The sequence below is a fragment of the Robertkochia sediminum genome (assembly GCF_016786255.1).
GTDB lineage: Bacteria > Bacteroidota > Bacteroidia > Flavobacteriales > Flavobacteriaceae > Robertkochia > Robertkochia sediminum.
Genome location: NZ_JADMKT010000064.1, coordinates 49020 through 68634, shown reverse-complemented (window position 1 = coordinate 68634; position 19615 = coordinate 49020). Strand labels below are relative to the sequence as shown.

19 protein-coding genes and 1 tRNA gene are annotated in these 19615 nt (G+C 45.8%); 10 read left to right on the top strand and 10 right to left on the bottom strand.

The genetic code is table 11. The features are described 5' to 3' along the window. The first annotated feature begins 1 nt into the window (after window position 1). Together truA and IS446_RS02175 are read left to right on the top strand one after the other, a co-directional pair. The gene (gene truA / locus IS446_RS02180; RefSeq protein WP_203058100.1) at window positions 2–757 is read left to right on the top strand and encodes a tRNA pseudouridine(38-40) synthase TruA; all 756 of its coding nucleotides are present in this window, start codon (window positions 2–4) and stop codon (window positions 755–757) included. After that, window positions 750–2528, top strand: coding sequence for an ABC transporter ATP-binding protein (locus tag IS446_RS02175; protein WP_203058098.1), 1779 nt, complete (start codon window positions 750–752; stop codon window positions 2526–2528). The genes truA and IS446_RS02175 overlap by 8 nt, the downstream gene beginning before the upstream one ends. A gap of 28 nt (window positions 2529–2556) precedes the next feature. Here IS446_RS02175 and IS446_RS02170 read toward each other — a convergent pair whose 3' ends face one another. After that, window positions 2557–2949, bottom strand: coding sequence for a winged helix-turn-helix transcriptional regulator (locus tag IS446_RS02170; protein WP_203058096.1), 393 nt, complete (start codon window positions 2947–2949; stop codon window positions 2557–2559). A 105-nt stretch (window positions 2950–3054) separates the two neighbouring features. On the opposite strand from IS446_RS02170, the gene IS446_RS02165 reads away from it, so the two are divergent. After that, window positions 3055–3645 (top strand): NAD(P)H-dependent oxidoreductase, encoded by a 591-nt coding sequence (locus IS446_RS02165; protein ID WP_203058094.1) that lies wholly within the window; start codon window positions 3055–3057, stop codon window positions 3643–3645. A 2-nt stretch (window positions 3646–3647) separates the two neighbouring features. After that, the gene (locus IS446_RS02160; RefSeq protein WP_203058092.1) at window positions 3648–4178 is read left to right on the top strand and encodes a peroxiredoxin-like family protein; all 531 of its coding nucleotides are present in this window, start codon (window positions 3648–3650) and stop codon (window positions 4176–4178) included. Window positions 4179–4247: 69 nt separating this feature from the next. Here IS446_RS02160 and cdaA read toward each other — a convergent pair whose 3' ends face one another. The 3 genes from cdaA to folP form a co-directional block, all read right to left on the bottom strand. After that, on the bottom strand, window positions 4248–5036 hold the full coding sequence (gene cdaA, locus IS446_RS02155) for a diadenylate cyclase CdaA (RefSeq protein WP_203058090.1): 789 nt from the start codon (window positions 5034–5036) through the stop codon (window positions 4248–4250). Window positions 5037–5296: 260 nt separating this feature from the next. Continuing rightward, window positions 5297–5929 (bottom strand): hypothetical protein, encoded by a 633-nt coding sequence (locus IS446_RS02150; RefSeq protein WP_203058088.1) that lies wholly within the window; start codon window positions 5927–5929, stop codon window positions 5297–5299. A 126-nt stretch (window positions 5930–6055) separates the two neighbouring features. After that, the gene (gene folP / locus IS446_RS02145) at window positions 6056–6889 is read right to left on the bottom strand and encodes a dihydropteroate synthase (protein WP_203058086.1); all 834 of its coding nucleotides are present in this window, start codon (window positions 6887–6889) and stop codon (window positions 6056–6058) included. A 119-nt stretch (window positions 6890–7008) separates the two neighbouring features. Here folP and IS446_RS02140 point away from each other — a divergent pair, with 119 nt between their 5' ends. The 5 genes from IS446_RS02140 (at window position 7009) to IS446_RS02120 (ending at window position 10782) form a co-directional block, all read left to right on the top strand. Beyond that, window positions 7009–7551, top strand: coding sequence for a DUF1599 domain-containing protein (locus IS446_RS02140; protein ID WP_203058407.1), 543 nt, complete (start codon window positions 7009–7011; stop codon window positions 7549–7551). Between the two features lie 36 nt (window positions 7552–7587). After that, window positions 7588–8682 carry a BT_3928 family protein gene (locus tag IS446_RS02135; RefSeq protein WP_203058084.1) on the top strand — a complete coding sequence of 365 codons (1095 nt, stop codon included), beginning with the start codon at window positions 7588–7590 and terminating at the stop codon, window positions 8680–8682. Window positions 8683–8894: 212 nt separating this feature from the next. After that, complete coding sequence (gene tpiA / locus IS446_RS02130; RefSeq protein ID WP_203058082.1) at window positions 8895–9644, top strand: triose-phosphate isomerase; 750 nt, start codon at window positions 8895–8897, stop codon at window positions 9642–9644. 12 nt (window positions 9645–9656) lie between these two features. Further along, complete coding sequence (gene prmA, locus IS446_RS02125) at window positions 9657–10490, top strand: 50S ribosomal protein L11 methyltransferase (protein ID WP_203058080.1); 834 nt, start codon at window positions 9657–9659, stop codon at window positions 10488–10490. Window positions 10491–10506: 16 nt separating this feature from the next. Further along, the gene (locus IS446_RS02120; protein WP_203058078.1) at window positions 10507–10782 is read left to right on the top strand and encodes an ATP-dependent Clp protease adaptor ClpS; all 276 of its coding nucleotides are present in this window, start codon (window positions 10507–10509) and stop codon (window positions 10780–10782) included. 61 nt (window positions 10783–10843) lie between these two features. Here IS446_RS02120 and IS446_RS02115 read toward each other — a convergent pair whose 3' ends face one another. From IS446_RS02115 to IS446_RS02095, 5 genes are all read right to left on the bottom strand, one after another. Further along, window positions 10844–11056, bottom strand: a complete 213-nt coding sequence (locus IS446_RS02115; protein WP_235996375.1) for a YgaP family membrane protein — start codon at window positions 11054–11056, stop codon at window positions 10844–10846. Window positions 11057–11067: 11 nt separating this feature from the next. Next, complete coding sequence (locus IS446_RS02110; protein WP_203058076.1) at window positions 11068–12474, bottom strand: MBL fold metallo-hydrolase; 1407 nt, start codon at window positions 12472–12474, stop codon at window positions 11068–11070. A 65-nt stretch (window positions 12475–12539) separates the two neighbouring features. After that, window positions 12540–13340 (bottom strand): sulfite exporter TauE/SafE family protein, encoded by an 801-nt coding sequence (locus IS446_RS02105; RefSeq protein WP_203058074.1) that lies wholly within the window; start codon window positions 13338–13340, stop codon window positions 12540–12542. Continuing rightward, a complete protein-coding gene (locus IS446_RS02100; protein ID WP_203058072.1) occupies window positions 13340–13753 on the bottom strand; it encodes a DUF6691 family protein in 414 nt (137 codons plus the stop codon). Before IS446_RS02100 ends, IS446_RS02105 begins: the two co-directional genes overlap by 1 nt. A gap of 1 nt (window position 13754) precedes the next feature. Next, window positions 13755–14315: a YeeE/YedE family protein gene (locus IS446_RS02095; RefSeq protein WP_203058070.1), complete on the bottom strand. Its 561-nt coding sequence runs from the start codon at window positions 14313–14315 to the stop codon at window positions 13755–13757. 214 nt (window positions 14316–14529) lie between these two features. Between IS446_RS02095 and IS446_RS02090 the strand changes: the two genes are divergently transcribed. After that, a tRNA-Arg gene (locus IS446_RS02090) sits at window positions 14530–14603 on the top strand. A gap of 431 nt (window positions 14604–15034) precedes the next feature. Here the strand turns inward: IS446_RS02090 and IS446_RS02085 are convergent. Continuing rightward, on the bottom strand, window positions 15035–19612 hold the full coding sequence (locus IS446_RS02085; protein ID WP_203058068.1) for a TonB-dependent receptor plug domain-containing protein: 4578 nt from the start codon (window positions 19610–19612) through the stop codon (window positions 15035–15037). Window positions 19613–19615: the final 3 nt, after the last annotated feature.

Genomic DNA, 19615 nt, shown 5'->3' with positions numbered 1-19615 from the left:
CTTGAGATATTTCATTGAGTTTGCATACCACGGAAAAGCGTATCACGGATGGCAACGCCAGCCTAACGCTGTTTCTGTTCAGGAGGTTCTTGAAAAAGCGCTAAGCACCCTGTTGCGTGGCGAATCTCCTTTAACGGCGGCAGGAAGAACAGACGCCGGGGTACACGCCCGTTTCATGGCAGCGCATTTTGATACAGCAACAGCACAGGACGTTACCGAACTGGCATACCGGCTTAATCGCTTTCTGCCTCCCGATATTGCGGTTTTTCGTATCTATGAGGTAAAGGCAGATGCCCATGCCCGGTTCGATGCTGAGTCCAGGAGCTATGAATATCACCTGGTGCGCCAAAAAGACCCGTTTCTTCGCGACCTGGCCTATGAGTTCAGGGCACCCCTCGATGTGGATGCCATGAATTATGCGGCTGCCATTATGATGGAATACGAAGACTTTGAATGCTTTTCGCGATCAAAGACCGATGTAAAGACCTATTTTTGCAAGATCACCAGGGCCAAATGGGTGCAGGAAGGTGAAGATAAGCTTGTTTTTCATATCACTGCAGACCGTTTTTTGCGCAATATGGTTAGGGCCGTAGTAGGTACCCTGCTCGAAGTAGGACAGGGTAGGCTTGATGAGCATGGACTACGCGCCATTATTAACAGTAAGAACAGAAGTGAGGCGGGTGCATCGGTACCTGCACACGGACTATATTTAACGGATGTTTCCTATCCAAAGACTATTCTGAACGATAATGAGTAAAGATACTACCGGAAAATCTTTTGACCTGAACCTTTTTAGCAGGATACTCAAGTATACCAGGCCCTATAAGCTTACATTTTTTGCTGTGGCCCTGGCTGCGATCATGTTGTCTGCGTTCTCGACCGTACGTCCGGTGATCCTTCGCTATACCGTAAATGACTATATCTTAGGGAAAGACGCCGAAGGCCTTTTGTTCTTCGTGCTGCTTATGACGGCATCGTTGTTTCTGGAGGTGATCTCTCAACTGTCTTTTATCTATTTTGCTAACTGGCTGGGCCAATCGGTAATTCGCGATATCCGTATCAAGCTTTTTGATCATATGGTGCGTTTTCGCATGAAGTATTTTGACAGTTCTTCTGTTGGGATCCTCGTTACCCGTGCGGTGAGTGATATTGAACGAATTGCAGCGATCTTTAGCGACGGACTCTTTATGATCATTAGTGACCTGTTAAAAATGCTGGTGGTTGCAGGGGTGATGTTGTACTACAACTGGAAACTTTCGGTCATTATATTTGCGGTATTACCCCTTATGCTTTACGCCACCCGCGTATTTCAAAAAGCCATGAAAAAAGCCTTTATCGAGGTGCGTAAAGAGGTGGCAAACCTGAATTCGTTCGTACAAGAGCGCCTTACAGGGATGAAGATCGTTCATCTCTTTGTGAGGGAAAAAAGAGAATACGATTCTTTTGTTGAGATCAACGAAAAGCACAAAAAAGCCTGGATCAATACGGTGTGGTACAATTCCATATTCATCGCTGTTGTAGAGTTGATGTCGGCTGTGACTACCGGTCTTATCGTATGGTACGGGGGCCTGCAGGCCGTGCTTCAGGATGATATTACCAAGCTCGGTGATGTTTTTATGTTTATCATGCTCTCGGGGATGATCTTTCGTCCGCTGCGTCAGATCGCCGATAAGTTCAACACCTTGCAGATGGGAATGGTGGCTGCCAACAGGGTCTTTGATGTACTCGATACCAAAAGCAGGGTAGAGGAAACCGGAACTATTGTTGCCGGTCACTTCAAGGGCGACCTGGAATTTGACAAGGTACGCTTCGAGTATGTAAAAGGAGAAGAGGTGCTGCACGGCATTAGCTTCAATGCCAATGCGGGACAGACCGTAGCCATTGTAGGGGCTACCGGTGCCGGGAAATCGACCATTATCAATCTGCTTAATCGTTTCTACGATATCAAGAACGGAGCGATACGTATTGACGGCCAAAATATCAACGACTTTACCGTTCATTCATTAAGAGATCAGATCGCGGTCGTGCTACAGGATGTATTTCTCTTTGCCGATACCATTTATCATAATATTACCCTGAAAGATCCAAAGATCACCGAACAAGAAGTGGTTGCCGCTGCCAAGGAGATCGGGATACATGATTTTATCTCCAGTCTTCCGGGAGGGTATCACTACAATGTAAAGGAAAGGGGAAGTATGCTTTCCAGTGGTCAGCGACAGTTGATCGCCTTTTTACGAGCATACGTTAGTAACCCGTCGATCCTGATCCTCGACGAGGCGACCTCTTCGGTAGACGGCCATTCTGAAAAACTCATTCAACAGGCTACCGACAGGGTGACCAAAGGGCGCACCTCTATCGTGATCGCCCACCGTTTGGCAACCGTGAAAAAAGCCGATAAGATCCTGGTCATGGAGGCCGGTCATATCGTGGAAGAAGGTACCCACGACGAGTTGCTGCAGCGTGAGGATGGGAAGTATCGCAAGCTTTACGAGGTGCAATTCATGGCCGAAGAGGAGGAGGCGATATAGCCCCTCGAAGGCGCATTCCGCCTCCCTGTTATTCCTTGTTGAATTTCCCGACTTTGAGATCTATGCCGCTGGCGATCCTACATTCTTCAAATGCGATCTCGGGATACATGTTTTCTGCCCACCTGCTTAGTTCGCGTAGAATGGGGAGTAAGGCAAGCCCTTTTTCAGAAAGGGAATATTCTACCCTCGGAGGGGTCTCGTTAAACTTTTCTCTGATGATTAGTCCGTCATCTTCTAATTCCCTTAATTGAGTGGTGAGCACCTTTTTGGAGATCCCGGGAGTAAAAAGGAGGAGCTTTCCAAAACGCAGTTTTCCATTAGAGAGCAGATAAATGAGTATCGGTTTCCATTTATTTCCGATAATGTTCATGGTATGCACGAGCGTGCACGCATTGGGATTTTCAATATATTTTCTTGACATATAGGTTACTTTGGGGTTACTACTATTTGATATACAGGTCTTTAAATTGGTTTCAAATATAAACTATTATAAGTTACTTTGCGAAACAATTAAGAGGAATAACATATGAAAAAAGTATTAGTGATCAACGGACACCAGTATTATCCGTTTTCAGAGGGTAAGTTAAATACAAGTCTTGCAGAAAAGGCAATGGAGGCTTTTAAGGCCGCTGGTTATGAGGTAAAAGTTACCAAAACCCAGGACGAATATGATGTGGAAGAAGAGGTCGGAAAGTTTTTATGGGCCGACCTCGTATTTGTTCAGATGCCATTGAATTGGATGGGCGTAAGCTGGTCATTCAAGAAATATATGGATGAGGTGTTTTCTGCCGGTATGATGGGAAGCCTTTCAGATGGGGATGGTCGCACTTCGGCAGCTCCTAAGAAGAATTACGGACTAGGAGGTAAATTGAACGGGCAGTACATGCTGTCGGTAACGGCCAATGCGCCTAAGGAAGCCTTCAATGATCCTGAAGAGAAATTCTTTAATGGCGCGAGTGAAGACGATCTGTTATTCCCGATGCATCTTAATTTTAAGTGGTTCGGACTTCGTCCGCTAAAGACCTTTATGGCCTATGATGTCATGAAGAATCCGGAAGTGGAAGTGGATTTTAAGCGATTTGAAAAGCATTTACAAGAAGAAATATTAAACAGGTAATCATGAGTGAGACACACCGACCAACACCCAAACAACAGGCGCCATCCTTAGTGGTAGAACTGTTAGGAGGCAGTACCTGGAACCTTGCTGAGCAAAAGCCGGAGGCTTTTACCCTTGTTGTTTTTTATCGCGGCCTTCATTGTCCGCTATGCAAAAAGTATTTAAAACAACTGGAAGAACTCAGAGGTGAATTTGCTGCCATAGGAGTAGACGTGATCGCAATAAGTATGGATTCTCAGGCACGTGCCCGCGCAGCCCGTATGCAGTGGGAACTGGGCGATCTTCCCTTGGGATACGGCCTTAGCAAAGAAACCGCAACGGAATGGGGACTGTATTTAAGTGCAGCTGTAAAGGACGCAGAGCCGGATCTTTTCAGTGAGCCCGGATTATTCCTGATCAGGCCCGATCAAACGGTGTATTACGCCTCAATAAATTCTAATCCGTGGGGACGACCGTACCTGCCAACCTTCGTGAAGGGCGTGCAGTATATTGCAGAAAATAATTATCCCGCCAGGGGAGAGGTCATTTCCTGATCTGATAAAGAAAAACAGCCTCCGGTTCGGGGGCTTTTTTTTTACTTATTGGTGGTTACTTCGGGAGCTCTATGCCAGATCTTTTTTGAGGGATTCTGCCAGTTCATCAAGATCTTCAAAGAGTACGAATTCTCCATTCTTGATATAAGATATCTGTCCTGTTTCTTCACTTACCACCAGTGCCAGGGCATCTGTTTTCTCAGTGATCCCTACCGCGGCCCGGTGTCTTAATCCGAAGCGCAAAGGGATAGTTCGCTCATTAGAAACCGGGAGAATAACCCTCGTAGCTGTAATGCGGTTGTCTTCGATGATGGCAGCCCCGTCGTGGAGCGGACTGTTCTTAAAGAAGATGCTCTCCAGAATAGGTTGGGTGACCTCGATATTCATGCTGTCTCCGGTATTTTTCACGAAATCCAGCGGATTGTTGCGCTCCAGTACGATAATGGCCCCGGTATAGGATCGGCCCATTTTTTCGCAGGCCTTAACAATGGCATCTACATTGGTCTCCGGCTGTATGGGTTGTTGTTGGCGCAAAAATTTAAAGTAACGGGCAAGCCCCTTTTTACCACCGATATTGGTAGAACCAACCATTAAAAGGAATTTCCGGATCTCCTGCTGGAATACCACGATCAAAGCAAAGAATCCGACCCCGATAAATTTCCCAAAAATATTGCTGAGTACTTTCATGCCGAGGGCCTCGGTGATCAGGTAGATGATGTAAATGATCACGATACCCAAAAAGATGTTGATGGCCACCGTACCCCTCAAGAGCTTGTAGAGGTAGTACATCAAAAAGGCTACGAGCACGATATCGATGATATCGATGATCTTAAATTCAAGAAAGTCAAATAGCTCCAAAGTAGGCAGGTTTTATGTAAAAATACATTTCTTATCGAATATAGGAAAAAGTTGTGGGGCTTATGGAGTTTCGAGGTTATGAAGTTATGAGGTTACGAGGTGAAGCCCTTCTTCGCTAAAGCTTCGGAGTGTGGAAGGGTGAAGGGGTAAAGAGGTAAAGGGGTAAAGGGGTAAAGGTGTGAGGAGGTAAAGCGATAGCGCTATAAGGACACAGGGAGTTGGATTTAGTCATTTTTTTGAACGGCGAACATGACCGGGAGTTAAGGCGAAAGTTGTGATCCCTTTTTTCTATTCATAATTGCATTCAGGCCAATGGTCCATGAAAGTATAAGTACAAAGGCAATTTTTTGGATTACAGGAGAGTATCGGGTAAGAGCTTCGTTGAAGTAGAAAAAGTTGTTGAGTGCTATAATGAAAATACAAAGCACCCCCATTACCTTGAAGAAGTTTAAGTGATTGTTGTGTAATGCCCTGATCATTCCTATGATCACTAAACTTCCGGAGATACTGAGTATGGTGGTCATTACATTGTGATATTTGGTAAAAATGAAGGTAGCCGAGATCATGGCCAAGGCGCCTGAAATTTTAATGATCAATTTCCAATGTCTCGTCTTTTCGAAATGGTTGGCAAACTGAAAGAAAAAGACGATCATGCTGATGCAAAGTATAGTTATTCCGGTAATGGCGAGGGATCTATCTTGATTTTCCACCCCGTTTATAGCATTTTCACGCATAAGATTACACCAATGATTACTACGCCAATCAAAACCTGTAGAATCTATATCTGCTATCGAACCTCCGGGATATAATTTTGCCGCAATAATGTAAATTCCGAAGAAGGCAAAAATTCCTATTGTGGGGAGGTATTTAAATGCTCCTTTTAGGGTGATCATATTTAAGTTTTTTACGTTTAGCGATGGAGATTCCCGACTCCCGATACGACTCCCGACTCTCAATTCTCAACTATCTTCTCACTACTCCCTATTCCATCAACCGTAGCTTTAGCGAAGGTTGACTCCCTACTCACTACTTCCAGTAACCCTTTCCCACAACTTCACACACTCTACGGCTTCTTTTACATCGTGCACCCTCAATATATTCGCACCCTTTTCCAGGCATAGGGTATTGAGCACAGTGGTGCCGTTCAGGGCTTCGTCGGGGGTGATGTCCAGGGTTTTGTAGATCATCGATTTTCGGCTGATCCCAGCCAGGATGGGTTTGTCGAGGATCTTCAGGTGATCCATATGCTTCAATAGATGAAAGTTCTGTTCGATATTCTTAGCGAAGCCAAATCCCGGGTCAATGATCACATCATTCACCTTGTGGTCCCGTGCTTTGGCGATCTGTTGTGAAAAGAAATAGGTCATCTCCTTGAGCAGGTCGTCGTATTGGTTGAGCGACTTCATGGTTTGCGGGGTACCCTTCATATGCATCATGATATAGGGAACTCCTAATTTACCGGCTGTGGGGATCATCCCTTCATCCAGGGTTCCTCCTGAAATATCGTTGATCAGGGCGGCTCCGGCATTAATGTTCGCTTCAGCAACCTTCGACCGGAAGGTGTCTATGGAGATCAGTACTTCGGGAAAATGCCGCCGTATGGCTTCCGTAGCCCTGACCGTTCTTTTTAGTTCTTCTTCTTCAGTGATATCATCGGCACCCGGCCTGGAGCTATAGCCTCCAATATCGATAAACTGGGCTCCGTTGGCGATCATGCTTTCGGCCTGCTTTAAAAAGGCGACGTCACTGGTATACCTGCCCCCATCAAAAAAAGAGTCGGGCGTTACATTAAGGATCCCCATGACTTTTGGGGTATTCAGATCGACGAGTTGTCCGTTGCAGTTTATGGTCATAACTTGTTAGTAAATTCTCCTCGATAGGGAGAGATACAGGGGGTATCTATCAGGAAAACCCCTTATTTTTGAACAGATCATTAGTACAAGCGAAATTTAATCAAAATTCGACCATTCTCATGCATGACACCTCAAAACAATACGATGCCGTTGTGAGCCGTTGCCGTGAACTCTATACCAAAAAGATGCAGGACTACGGAAGTGCCTGGAGGATATTACGCCTGCCTTCACTTACCGATCAGATCTTTATCAAGGCACAGCGCATACGTTCCCTTCAGGAGAACACCGAACGTAAGGTTGATGAAGGAGAGGTTTCAGAATTTATCGGGATCATCAATTACTCGGTCATGGCCCTGATCCAAATGGAGAAGGGGGTCGCCAAAGAACCGGACCTCGATGTAGATGAGGCCGTTGCGCTCTATGACGAGATGGTATCCCGTACCAAAAAGCTCATGGAAGATAAGAACCACGATTACGGAGAGGCGTGGCGAGATATGCGCGTAAGCTCCCTGACCGACCTGATACTGCAGAAGCTTTTAAGGGTAAAGCAGATCGAAGATAATAAAGGAAAGACCCTCGTGAGTGAAGGGATCGATGCCAATTACCAGGATATGATCAACTACGCCATTTTTGCCCTGATCCATATGGAAGCCTTTGAATAAACCGCTAGAATCACCATTGAACTAACCTAAACCACCATGAAAATACTTACTCAGACCACAAGGACCCTTGTGGGGCTCATTTTTATACTGAGCGGACTCATCAAGATGAACGACCCTGTTGGGTTCTCTTTTAAACTCGATGAATACTTTGGGCCCGATGTACTCAACCTGGAATTTCTGCAGCCCTGGGCGCTTGCCTTTGCTGTGCTCCTGGTGATCCTGGAAGTGCTGTTGGGGGTGGCCCTTTTGTTGGGGTATAAAAAGAACCTGACCCTTTGGAGTTTATTGGGGATGATCGTATTCTTTACCTTCCTCACCTTTTATTCTGCCTGGTTCAATAAGGTAACCGATTGCGGTTGTTTTGGCGATGCCATTAAACTTACCCCCTGGGAGTCGTTCACCAAGGACGTGGTATTATTAGTACTTATCCTGATCCTGTTTGCCGGCAAGCGCTATATTACTCCTGTATTCCATAACAATGTGACCAGTGGTGCCATGCTTGCTGTGTTGTTCGCGTGTTTCGGATTTAGTTATTACGTCATGGAACACCTGCCGGCGGTCGATTTCAGGCCTTATCACACGGGCGCTAATATCATCGAGGGGATGAGTATTCCCGAAGGCGCACCGGAACCTGTCTATGAATACGCATGGAAGTTTAAGATCGATGGCCAGGAGAAGATCTTTAAGACACAGGGCGCCTATCCTGAGGTCGATGGTGAATTTGTAGCGGTAGAAACCAAAGAAATTCAGAAGGGATATGAACCGCCCATCCATGATTTCACGATGGAAAAGGATGGCGAAGACCATATCTCCTTCTTCATGGAAGAACCCAAATTAATGGTCGTGGTAACCCGTGTTGCCGAGAAGGCCATTCCGGAATCTTACGAAGCGGTAAAAGCAAAGATCGACGAGGCAAAGGCAAAAGGGTATACCGTTATCGGACTCTCGGCGTCTTCTCCTGAGGCTACCGAAACCTTGAATTCAGTTTCCGGATGGGAACTCGATTTTTACTTTTGTGACCTCACCACCCTCAAGACCATAGTGCGTTCGAATCCGGGTATCCTTACCCTGGAAAAAGGCACTATTTCCGGGAAATATCACTACAACGATGTAGGTGAATTGAGTCTCTGAGAGGGGCACTTCAAAAGTTGTGAGGGAATACCACTTTTCCCGTTTTCTGCAGTAAAAGGTGACTATTCTACTAAAGAAGTAGGGTGTTTGATGCCTGCTATGTTGGTCTTTATTAATATTTTTGTATAGGTGCTGCCTGCCAATTTTGGATGTAGTAACCGTATAAATTATTTACCAATTTCAGAGATACCTCTGAAGAATATGATAAACTCATGAGGAGAAAAATAGTAGCCGGGAACTGGAAGATGAATATGGACCTTTCCCAAACAGAATCATTAATAGACGATCTGATGAAGACCCTTCCGGAATCGGATGCAGAAGTAATGATCGCACCAACCTTTGTAAATCTGTACAGAGCATTTGAGCTTTTAAAGAACAATAAGATCGAGGTGATCGCTCAGAACATGCACTTTGAAGAAAGTGGAGCCTTTACCGGAGAGATCTCTGCAGCTATGCTAAAAAGTGTAGGGGTGAAGACTGTGATCCTCGGACATTCAGAGCGTCGTGCCTATTTTGGTGAGACCGATGGGATCCTTGCTAAAAAAGTCGATACTGCATTGAAGCACGGGATGGAGATCGTTTTCTGTTTTGGAGAGGAACTGGAAGACCGCAAGTCTGATAATCACTTTAACGTGGTTGGATCCCAATTAAAGAATGCGCTGTTCCATTTACCGGCCGATGCGTGGAAAAATATCATCCTGGCTTATGAGCCTGTTTGGGCTATTGGTACCGGAGAAACTGCAAGTCCGGAGCAAGCTCAGGAAATGCACGAATTTATCAGAAAGACCATTGCCGAAGCATATGATGAAGCCCTGGCTAACGAAGTGTCTATTTTGTACGGTGGAAGTGTGAAGCCTGCCAATGCAGAAGAGATCTTTGGTAAACCTGATGTTGATGGTGGTCTCATTGGTGGAGCGGCACTTGCTGCGGCCGATTTTGGAGCCATCGTTAAAGCCATTTAATTTTAGAAAAGCATGTCTGCAATATACCTGGAGTTTCAGTTTAAGGTAGCTCCCAGGGATCCCTTTGCGGATCTCCTGATGGCGGAGTTAGGTGAGGTAGGTTTTGAAAGTTTCATGGAAGAGGAAGATGGGCTTTTAGCCTATATCCAAAAAGACCTGTGGAACGAAACCCTGCTCGACGGACTCTACACCCCGGAGATGCCTGATGTAACGATAAGCCACACCCAAAAGGAGGTGGCCCAGGTAAACTGGAATGAAGAGTGGGAGAAGAATTTCGATCCCATTGTGGTAGACGGGAAGTGTACCGTTCGCGCCCCTTTTCATCCTGAAGGCGATACCCAATACGATATCGTGATCGAGCCAAAGATGAGCTTTGGTACCGGACACCACGAAACTACCCATATGATGATCCAGCACCTTATGGATACCGACCTGAAGGGGAAGGAAGTCCTCGACATGGGGTGTGGAACGGGCGTATTGGCGATCCTGGCCGAAAAGGAAGGCGCTAAGGCTGTCGATGCCATAGATATCGATCGCTGGTGCTATGAGAATTCCGTAGAGAATGCAGCGCGAAATGCATGCAACCATATCCGTGTTTTTGAAGGTGATGCATCCCTGCTTCCCGGGAGGGAGTACGATGTGATTATCGCCAATATCAACCGAAATATCCTGTTAGCAGACCTGCCGGTTTACGTTTCCTGCCTGCGTAAGGGAGGGGTGTTACTGCTTAGCGGATTCTATGAAGGAGATATCCCTATGATCCGTGAGAAATGTGAATCGCTCGGGTTAAAGTTTGGTCAAAAACTGGAAAAGAATCTTTGGGTTGCCCTAAAATTTTTAAATTAGTAGAAATACATTGATTATGAGTACGAAAGAAAAGGTCTCCGAAGAGCTGTTGCTGGAGGAGGATGTGAAGAAAGAGAATGAGATCGTACTTTACAATGATGATGTAAATACCTTTGATCATGTGATCGAAACCCTCATCATTGCGTGTGATCATACGCCACTTCAGGCCGAGCAGTGTTCCCTGATTGTTCATTATAAGGGTAAGTGTACCGTTAAGACCGGTTCTTATGAAGATCTGCGTCCGCGGTGCGAAAAATTACTGGATGAAGGACTGAGTGCCGAGATCGTGTAATGCGATCGTATGGACAAGGAACCATAAAACAAAAAGGGAGTGCGATAAGCACTCCCTTTTTTTAGTTCTTGTCTTCCCGGGTATCTTTACCCAGGATCCCGTATACCGGACAAAACCGGAACAAGCTGGTGAGCAATAGCACAATGGCGACGATCATAAAGGCGATACCGAGGTATCCGCTTATGATGTTGTAATAATAGAGCATAGCGATCACAAAGGCGATCACCACCCGTATGAGCTTATCTCTCTGTCCCATATTCTTTCTGAGTGCCATTGTCGCTGCAATTATTTTAGGGTACTCGGACAAACATAGTCGGTGCGCTTCAGGTCTGTTTCCTGTATGGCTCCGTATCCTCCCGCCACATCGGTAAGATTTTTAAATCCTGCCGGGATCATGATAGAGGCAGCGATCACCGAGCGGTAACCACCGGCACAGTGTACGTAATACGGTTTGTCTTTATCGAGGGTATCCATTTTTTCCTGTAGGTAATCCAGCGGTAGGGAAACAGCATCTTCAAGGTGTTCTGACGCATACTCTCCGGGTCTGCGAACATCGAGGATGGTTGTTTCTCCATCGTATTCCTTTTCAAAGATGTGCGCACTGATAGAACGAAGGGTAGACGTAGGCTTCCCTGCGCGCTTCCAGGCCATCATACCTCCCTGAAGGTAACCCAGGGCGTTGTCGTATCCCACACGTGAAAGGCGGGTTACGGCTTCCTGCTCTCTTCCTTCAGGAACTACCAGGAGGATTGGCTGATTAAGATCGGCAATAAGCGCTCCTACCCATGGGGCAAAGGAGTTATCCAGGCCGATGAACATCGAATTTGGGATGTGTTCTTCAGCAAAATCCTGGGGTGAACGCACATCGAGCACCAGGGCGCTTTCGTGCTCGGCCATCGCTTCAAAGGCATCGGCACCGAGTGGAGCGTTTCCTTTTTTGAGCACATCGTCAAAAGAGGTGTAACCCTGCTTGTTGAGCATGGCGTTTTTGGCAAAGTATTGCGGTGGAGGAAGGATACCGTCGAGTACTTCGGCAACAAATTCCTCTTTGGTCATATCTGCTCTCAGTGCGTAGTTCGTAGCCTTTTGATTACCAAGGGTATCCACGGTCTCACTGCTGAGGTTCTTACCACAAGCCGATCCGGCACCGTGTGCAGGATAAACGATCACCTCGTCTTCAAGAGGCATGATCTTATCGCGTAGCGAATGGAAAAGCATTCCTGCCAGATCTTCTTTGGTGAGGGTCGATTTGATCGCAAGATCAGGACGTCCTACATCACCTAAGAATAGGGTGTCTCCGGTGAAAATGGCGTGGTTCTTTCCGTTCTCATCGATCAGCAGGTAGGTGGTAGACTCCAGGGTATGTCCCGGGGTATGCAGCGCCTTGATGGTGACCTTTCCGAGTTGGAAGGTCTCCCCGTCTTTGGCGTTGTATGTTTTATAGGAAGTTTCGGCATCGGGGCCGTAAACGATCGTTGCTCCGGTCTTCTTTGCCAGGTCGAGGTGTCCTGAAACGAAATCGGCGTGAAAGTGGGTTTCGAATACGTATTTGATGGTTGCGCCTTCAACCTTTGCGCGCTCAAGGTAGGGAGTGGTTTCTCTCAGCGGGTCAATGATCGCTGCTTCCCCTTCAGATTCGATATAATAGGCACCTTGAGAAAGGCATCCGGTGTAGATCTGTTCTATTTTCATATGCTGCATTTTTGCCAAATATACTAAATTCCAATAATCGATGATGTAACTGGAATGTTAGACGGCTAGTTGAGCACTTCCTTACCAATAATAAAGAAGCTCATGAGCAATATGAGCACGCCAAAGGCTTTTTTGAGACTCTGAGCCGGAACATACTGGGAGAGCATGCCTCCGATAAGGGTTCCGGTAATGGTGAAGGCAGAAAAGCGCAATAGAAAATCCCAGGCAATAGAGAGGGTTTGCATATCTCCCGAGAATCCCACCAGCGAATTAATGGTCACGATCACCAGGGAGGTGCCCACAGCAGTTTTTATAGGGAGTTTTGCCCAAAGCGCCAGGGCAGGAACATAGAGAAATCCGCCACCGGCTCCGATGAATCCGGTGATCACCCCGATCACCAATCCCTGGATAAAGGTCATATAATAGGGCTGTCGTTCATGCTCGTAGGTATTAGCGCTGGGCTTTTTATTGCGGATCATCGACAGGGAAGCCAGGAACATGACCGCCGCAAAGAACACCATGATGAGCATTTCTTTAGACATGGTAAATCCGGGCAGGTCAACGATGGTTTCAGGCAGGTAGGGTACCAGGTATCTTCGGGAGAGGTATACTGCCATAAAGGAAGGAAAGCAAAATGCGAGTCCGGTCTTTATATCTACCAGGCCCTTGCGGTATTTTTGAACCGTACCGAAAAGGGAAGAGATCCCCACCACAAAAAGGGAATAGGCGGTAGCCGTAACCGGATTGAAATGCAACAGGTAAACAAGAAGGGGTACGGTAAGTATGGACCCACCGCCCCCTAATAAACCAATGATCATACCTATTGCCAGGGCACCACCGTACCCCAGTAGATCTTCATACCCCATTAATGAGGAAGTTTATCTCTAAGCAATCCGTAAACATAGGTCCCAATCAGGGATCCGGCGATCACCAACAGGATGGAAAACACCCCGGATCCGAGCAGTACATACATAGGGCCGGGGCAAGCACCTGCGAGCGCCCATCCGAGTCCGAAAAATGTTCCTCCGATGATGTATCGCGGCCATGTTTTGTCTTTAGGATTGAAGGTTATCGCGTTTCCTTCTATAGAATGCATACCTGACTTTTTGATCAGGGCAACGATAATGACCCCGAGGATCACTGCCGAGCCGATGATGCCATACATATGGAAGGATTCAAAACGGAACATTTCAAAGATGCGGTACCAGGAAACGGCTTCCGATTTTACCATGATGATACCGAAGAATATACCGACGAGTAAGAATTTTAAATACTTCATATTAACCAAAAATTAGAGGGATGATGAAAAAGGTCATGATCAGACCACCGATAAAAAATCCGATAACGGCTACCAGGGAAGGTAACTGCAGGTTACTGATCCCGGAAATAGCATGTCCTGAGGTACAACCTCCGGCGTAGCGGGCTCCGAAGCCAACGAGGAATCCGGCGATCACCAGGATAGCCATGCTTTTAAAGGCATCGGCACCGGTAAGGTCAAATACTTCGGGTGGTACCAGGCTTTTTCCAACATTATCCCAACCGTAAGATTCCAGGGTGGCTACGGTATTTGGGTTGAGGTCTATGTCAATGGGGTTCGACAGGTATGTAACGGCAATGTAGCCCCCGATAATAGCCCCGAGCACGATCACGAGGTTCCAGGTTTGCGATTTCCAGTCGAAATCAAAGAACTTTACTTTTTTTCCGGCTCCGACAGCAGAACACATGGTTCTGAGGTTGGCCGACATTCCGAATTCTTTCCCGAACCAAAGGAGTAAGAACATGGTCAGGGCGATCAATGGCCCGGCAACGTACCATGGCCACGGTTCTAATATTGCTTCCATAAATAAAATGGTATTTAGTTTCTACAAATTTACATATTTGAAAAAGGATGGAACATGATGTTTGTTATAAGAATGAGGAAACTACTGATAAAGAGGAGACTGAGGGTTTAAAACGAAAAAAGGCGTAAAAAAATTGATTTTCCCTTTGGAAAAAAGAAAAGAAAAACATTATATTTGCACCCGCATTTGCAGTTCAGTAGATGTGATTTTTAAAGGCCTCGTGGCGCAACTGAATAGCGCATCTGATTACGGCTCAGAAGGTTACAGGTTTGAATCCTGTCGAGGTCACATCAAGCAGAAAACCCATCGTGTAAGCGATGGGTTTTTTTATTCCCCCAAGCGTCAAGTGCTTGCACTTGTAAGCGAAGGGGGAATAAAAAAAACAACAAGACGGCGGAGGCCGTCTTGGGTTTTCTATTTGCATCAGGGAGTTTATTCAGGATCTCTAATCCTGTGCTTGCACTTGTAAGCGAAGGGGGAATAAAAAAAACAACAAGACGGCGGAGGCCGTCTTGGGTTTTCTATTTGCATCAGGGAGTTTATTCAGGATCTCTAATCCTGTGCTTGCACTTGTAAGCGAAGGGGGAATAAAAAAACAACAAGACGGCGGAGGCCGTCTTGTTGTTTTCTATTTGCATCAGGGAGTTTGTTCAGGATCTCTAATCCTGTGCTTGCTTTTACAAGCGTATGGCCTTTCTTGTATTGCAGGATACTGAATTCTATTTTATCTCTACAGAATTTCCTGGGATCCAGCTCTTGTGCTCATCCCCGTAATAAAGGTAAATGGTACTTGCCGGTGCCTGGTATTGTCCGGGTATATCTGCTTTCAGGTCCAGGTTGATCGTTTTATTCTCCTCGGTCTGCATGGATCGCCAGTAAAACACCAGGTAGTTATCAAATATTTCATAGTAGGCTACCTGTTCTTCTTCTAACAGTTCTTTCAGTTGCCAGGGTTGCGCCGTGGTACCGGAAGGGATGCCGATGATCGCAGTGACCATCCCCAGAGGGTCTTTACTTTCGTTTGTAATAGCAATATTCATTCTGACATTATCACCCACCTGGTAAGTTTTTCCTGTAATGACGGTTTCCATTTTTAGAGGACAGGCCTCTGACGAGTCGGGTAGATAGCTGTCATAAGAAACATTTAAGGTATACGGGATGGTGGTTTCTTTATCGCTTAATTTTAGCCCGAATTCCTGCTGGCCTTCCGTAATGAACTGTTCCAGCCCTGAAATATGGATCTTACCATCCTCGGTGATCTTCAGGGCCTTGCTTAACGTCTCTCCATTGATGGTGAGCTCAACCGTTTGGTTTGAACCATTAAAGAGTTCATTCTGATATTTTTGGTATTCGATAAGTACTTTTAAAACCATGGAGGTGGCCTGAGTAGATCCAAAACGACCGTTTTTTCTTTGTGTCATTAAATATTCGATCCCGGAAGTGATCGATGCCATATCCGGCACCTCCTGTTTCATTAATGCCAATAGAGTAAAGGCAGCGGTTTCCACGTTTTTGGAATTCCAGTATGAGCGGGTAATGGTATGCTCTACCGGTAGATCGGCAAAACCAAAGGTTGTAATGGTTTCCTTAAGCTTCTCGGTCAGAATAATGGCATTTTCCTCCTTATTGAGGTTGTAACTGGCGCACGTCATCAAGGCCATTCTGTAAGCGTCTTTATCTTTTAAAGCCTGCTCGTAATTATATTGGTATTCGGAGTCAATGTCCACATCTACACCCGATTCACTTATGGCGTATACGATATAGGCATTGTTCACGTTTTCGGGAGCTGCGGAAAATCCGTATTTCCCCCGGTTTTGTTTAAATCCGCCTTTTCCGTCTCTGCGGCTTAATAAAAATTCGATGGTTCGTTTGATCATCGGCTGACTTACCCCATCATACACCTCCTTCATTTCGGTGAATTCCATAAGCCCATATGCCGATAAGGCTTCATGAGGTGGGGTATTTCCATACCATTCGAAACCATTTTTTCTGGTTTCATAACCAGCTAGTTTTGTATACCCCTTTTTAATAAAGCCCAGGGCCTTTTTCTCTATTTCAGGGTTGCTTTTTCCCGAAGTCCTCAGGTATTTAAGTACCAGGATATTGGGGTAGGTGCTTGAAGAGACCTGTTCAAAACAGCCCCATGGTGCTCGGATCATCCCCTCAACACCATCCATGACATCTCCGATGACATCTAAGTAAAGGGTGAGGTCGGCCTTCAGGCTACCCTCAACCATTTGATCAACTGAGAATTCATAGTTCGCCGATCGCATGCCCGATGCCGCTATTTCTGTAGGGAAATAGGGACTGATAATAACCGTCTCTTTTTCCACAATATCGGTCATCTCACCAGCCTTAGCACGTATCGTTAAGGAGCCGGTTTCAAGTTTTCTTTGCGGTATTATCACAACGTTTCTTACTGCAGAACCTCTGGCAGGAATTATCAACTCGTTTTCAGGAGCATCGACGATCTTAATTTCTTCGGGGAACTCAAGTTCCAGGTTAACCGTTATAGACTCATCAGATTCATTGTTTATGGTGACCGGCAGGGAAATAGTATCGTTCAATGCCATGTAATTAGGCAGTTTGAAATCGGTGTTTAGTAGTTTTTTGGTGGCATAGGATCTTTTCACTCTTCCCGCCAGACCATTATAGCCCACACCTTCTGTGATGATCTCAAATGAGGTAATAGCGTCCGAATTGTAGAATTCAAAATCAGCAATCCCGTTTTCATCCGTTTGAACTACCGGGTTCCAGTAAATGGTTTGCCTGAAGTCGTTTCGCTCTTCAGGAAGTTTTTCTCCCTCGTATTTAGGCATATAAAATTGCCTGGCCATGTCAAAATCTGTAACCGATCTATTATAAAAGGTTTTGATCGCATAGTTATTGTATTTAGCATTATTGAGTTTCTTTTTACGCCAATTATTACGCCAATAGCTATTGTTTTTTGTGGTGACCACAATCACACCGTTGGTGGCTGCACTGCCATAAAGGGCTTGAGCCGCCGCATTTTTCAATACGGTGACCTGATCTACCTGGTGGGCAGAAATGTCTTCAAGGGTTTCCAAAGGATAGGGAGTGCCGTCTACAATGATTAGGGGTTGATTGTTTCCGGATAAGGAGTTTATACCCCTGACCCTCACGGCCGTGGTGTTTCCAGGAGTCCCTGCTTCATTGACGATCTGTACGCCTGCCACACGCCCTTGTAATGCATTACCTAATGAAGATTCCAGCTCTAGCTCGGAAGAATTGATCATGGTTACCGATGCACCGGTCAATTTACTTCTGGATTCTGCACTATATCCTACAACCACTATTTCATCAAGGTTTTGAGAATCACTGTTCAGCGATAGGGACGCCGTGGCTTTCTTTTTAATGGTTTCTTCGGTCCCTTTATTATATTTCAGCAACGGGTTGTCAGGATCTTTTGTTTTAGCCTTAGGTCCTGTAGCTCTGCTGGAGGTATAACCTTTTACCTTTTCTTCTTCTGTGATTCTTAGCTTCCTTCCGTCTGCTGTATAAGCAATTAGGATCAGTAGGTTAGATTTGTCGTATTTGAAGGAATACCTACCTCGATCATCCGTTTTAAATACCAATACTTTTCTACCGCTTTGGTCAAATAAAAGTAGGTCGGCTATTACAGGGTTGCCCTTTTGATCCACGATCTTGCCGCTTTGTACGGCTAACCTTTCCGGTTTGAATAGGGCTTTTGACAAACTCACCGGGTTGAGAATGTAGTTTCTCCAGCCATGGGTAAGCATAACGTAATCTAGGGCCTCATAGGAAAGCTCTTCTTCCGGGTTAAAATAAAAATCAGGCTCATGTATCTTGCCCTGAAGCTCTGAGGTGAGCAGCAAACTGGAAAGAATGTGATCCTGTTTATCATCAGCAAAGGATAACAATTTATTATCGACCACCGCTACGGATAAATTAGCCGGTACGGGCTCATCATGAATATCTTTAGAGGTGACAGTGACATGAACTTTCTCCCGGGTTTGATATATTTTTTTATCAAGCTCCAGGGTGACTTTCAGTTGCCTGTGTGCATTTAAAAAGACCAGGCGTTCTGACAGGGGTGTTCCGAAGTCATCGGAAATCCGAAACCTGGTGATCCCTACCGGAAGATCTGAAGTGTCAATTTCCAGCAGGTCCTGGCCCTTAGCGATACTTTCCCGTTCTAATACCCCATTGGCATTAGCGATCTCCAGGAATAGTAATCGGTTAAGGGTAGAATGCACCCTTACCCGGGTAAGCAAAGAGTCTGTTTCTACCCTGAGGCTGACTCCTTCCTTATGCACTTCTGGCAGGAGTATTTTCTTTTCTGATCGGAATGGGGCTGTTATTAAGGCATAGTACTTTTGATCGTGATCTGGATCCATTTTAAAAGCGCCCATTCCATCGTGGAAGCTTTTAAAGGTCGTGATCTGATTTCCTTCTTTATCAAAAATTTCTCCCTCAACATCTGCAGGCTTGCCAAACTCGTCTACAGCCTTAAAAGCGATGCGATTGATGGCGTCTGCAACGATCTTACCTCCCTCCGGGAGAAATTGCAGGTCAATGTTATCTAATACCACCGGTATACTTCGGGAGATAGATTCATTACTCCCTTTATGAGCGATCACGATATTGAGTACCACATCCCTGCTTTGCAAATTGGCAGGTAGGCAGAATGTGATCTCAGCTTTACCGTTCTCATCGGTGCTCACCTTCTCTTTTATAACCTCGACTCCTTGCACCGCTACCGTATATGAGATCGGAGTGTCGGTAATCGGGTTGTTTTTCAGGTCTTTTGCTTCGAACGACCCGGAAACATTGGATAGCGGACCATAACTCTCCTTCTCAAAATCCAGGTGCAGCAGCAGGTTTGGCTTTACTGCCTTTTGAATGGTGATTTCTTTGGTGAAAAAGCTTTCTTCCCCTTGATTTCGCATCCAGTTGGTAAACGATCTGAGTTTGTATATACCACCGATCCAATCTTTTCCGATGTTGATCTGGCCGTAAGAATAACCCTGGGTGATGGCCGATCTGAACGTTTTTACCGTACTGCCATCGGGGGCTATCAATTGGGTGTACATAATCTCTCCAATGCCCGATGCGGTGTTATCGGCATTGACGATATACGATTTGAACCAGATCGTTTCTCCGGGAAAGTAAAAAGGCCTGTCGGTATGGGTATATATTTTCTCTGACCATTCTCCGACGGTCGGTTCAGACTGCCCCCTGGTATTTAGGGAGATAAAAGTGGCCAGGAAAAGAAGTATGACTGCTGAGGTGCGATTAAATACGAATGACTTCATACA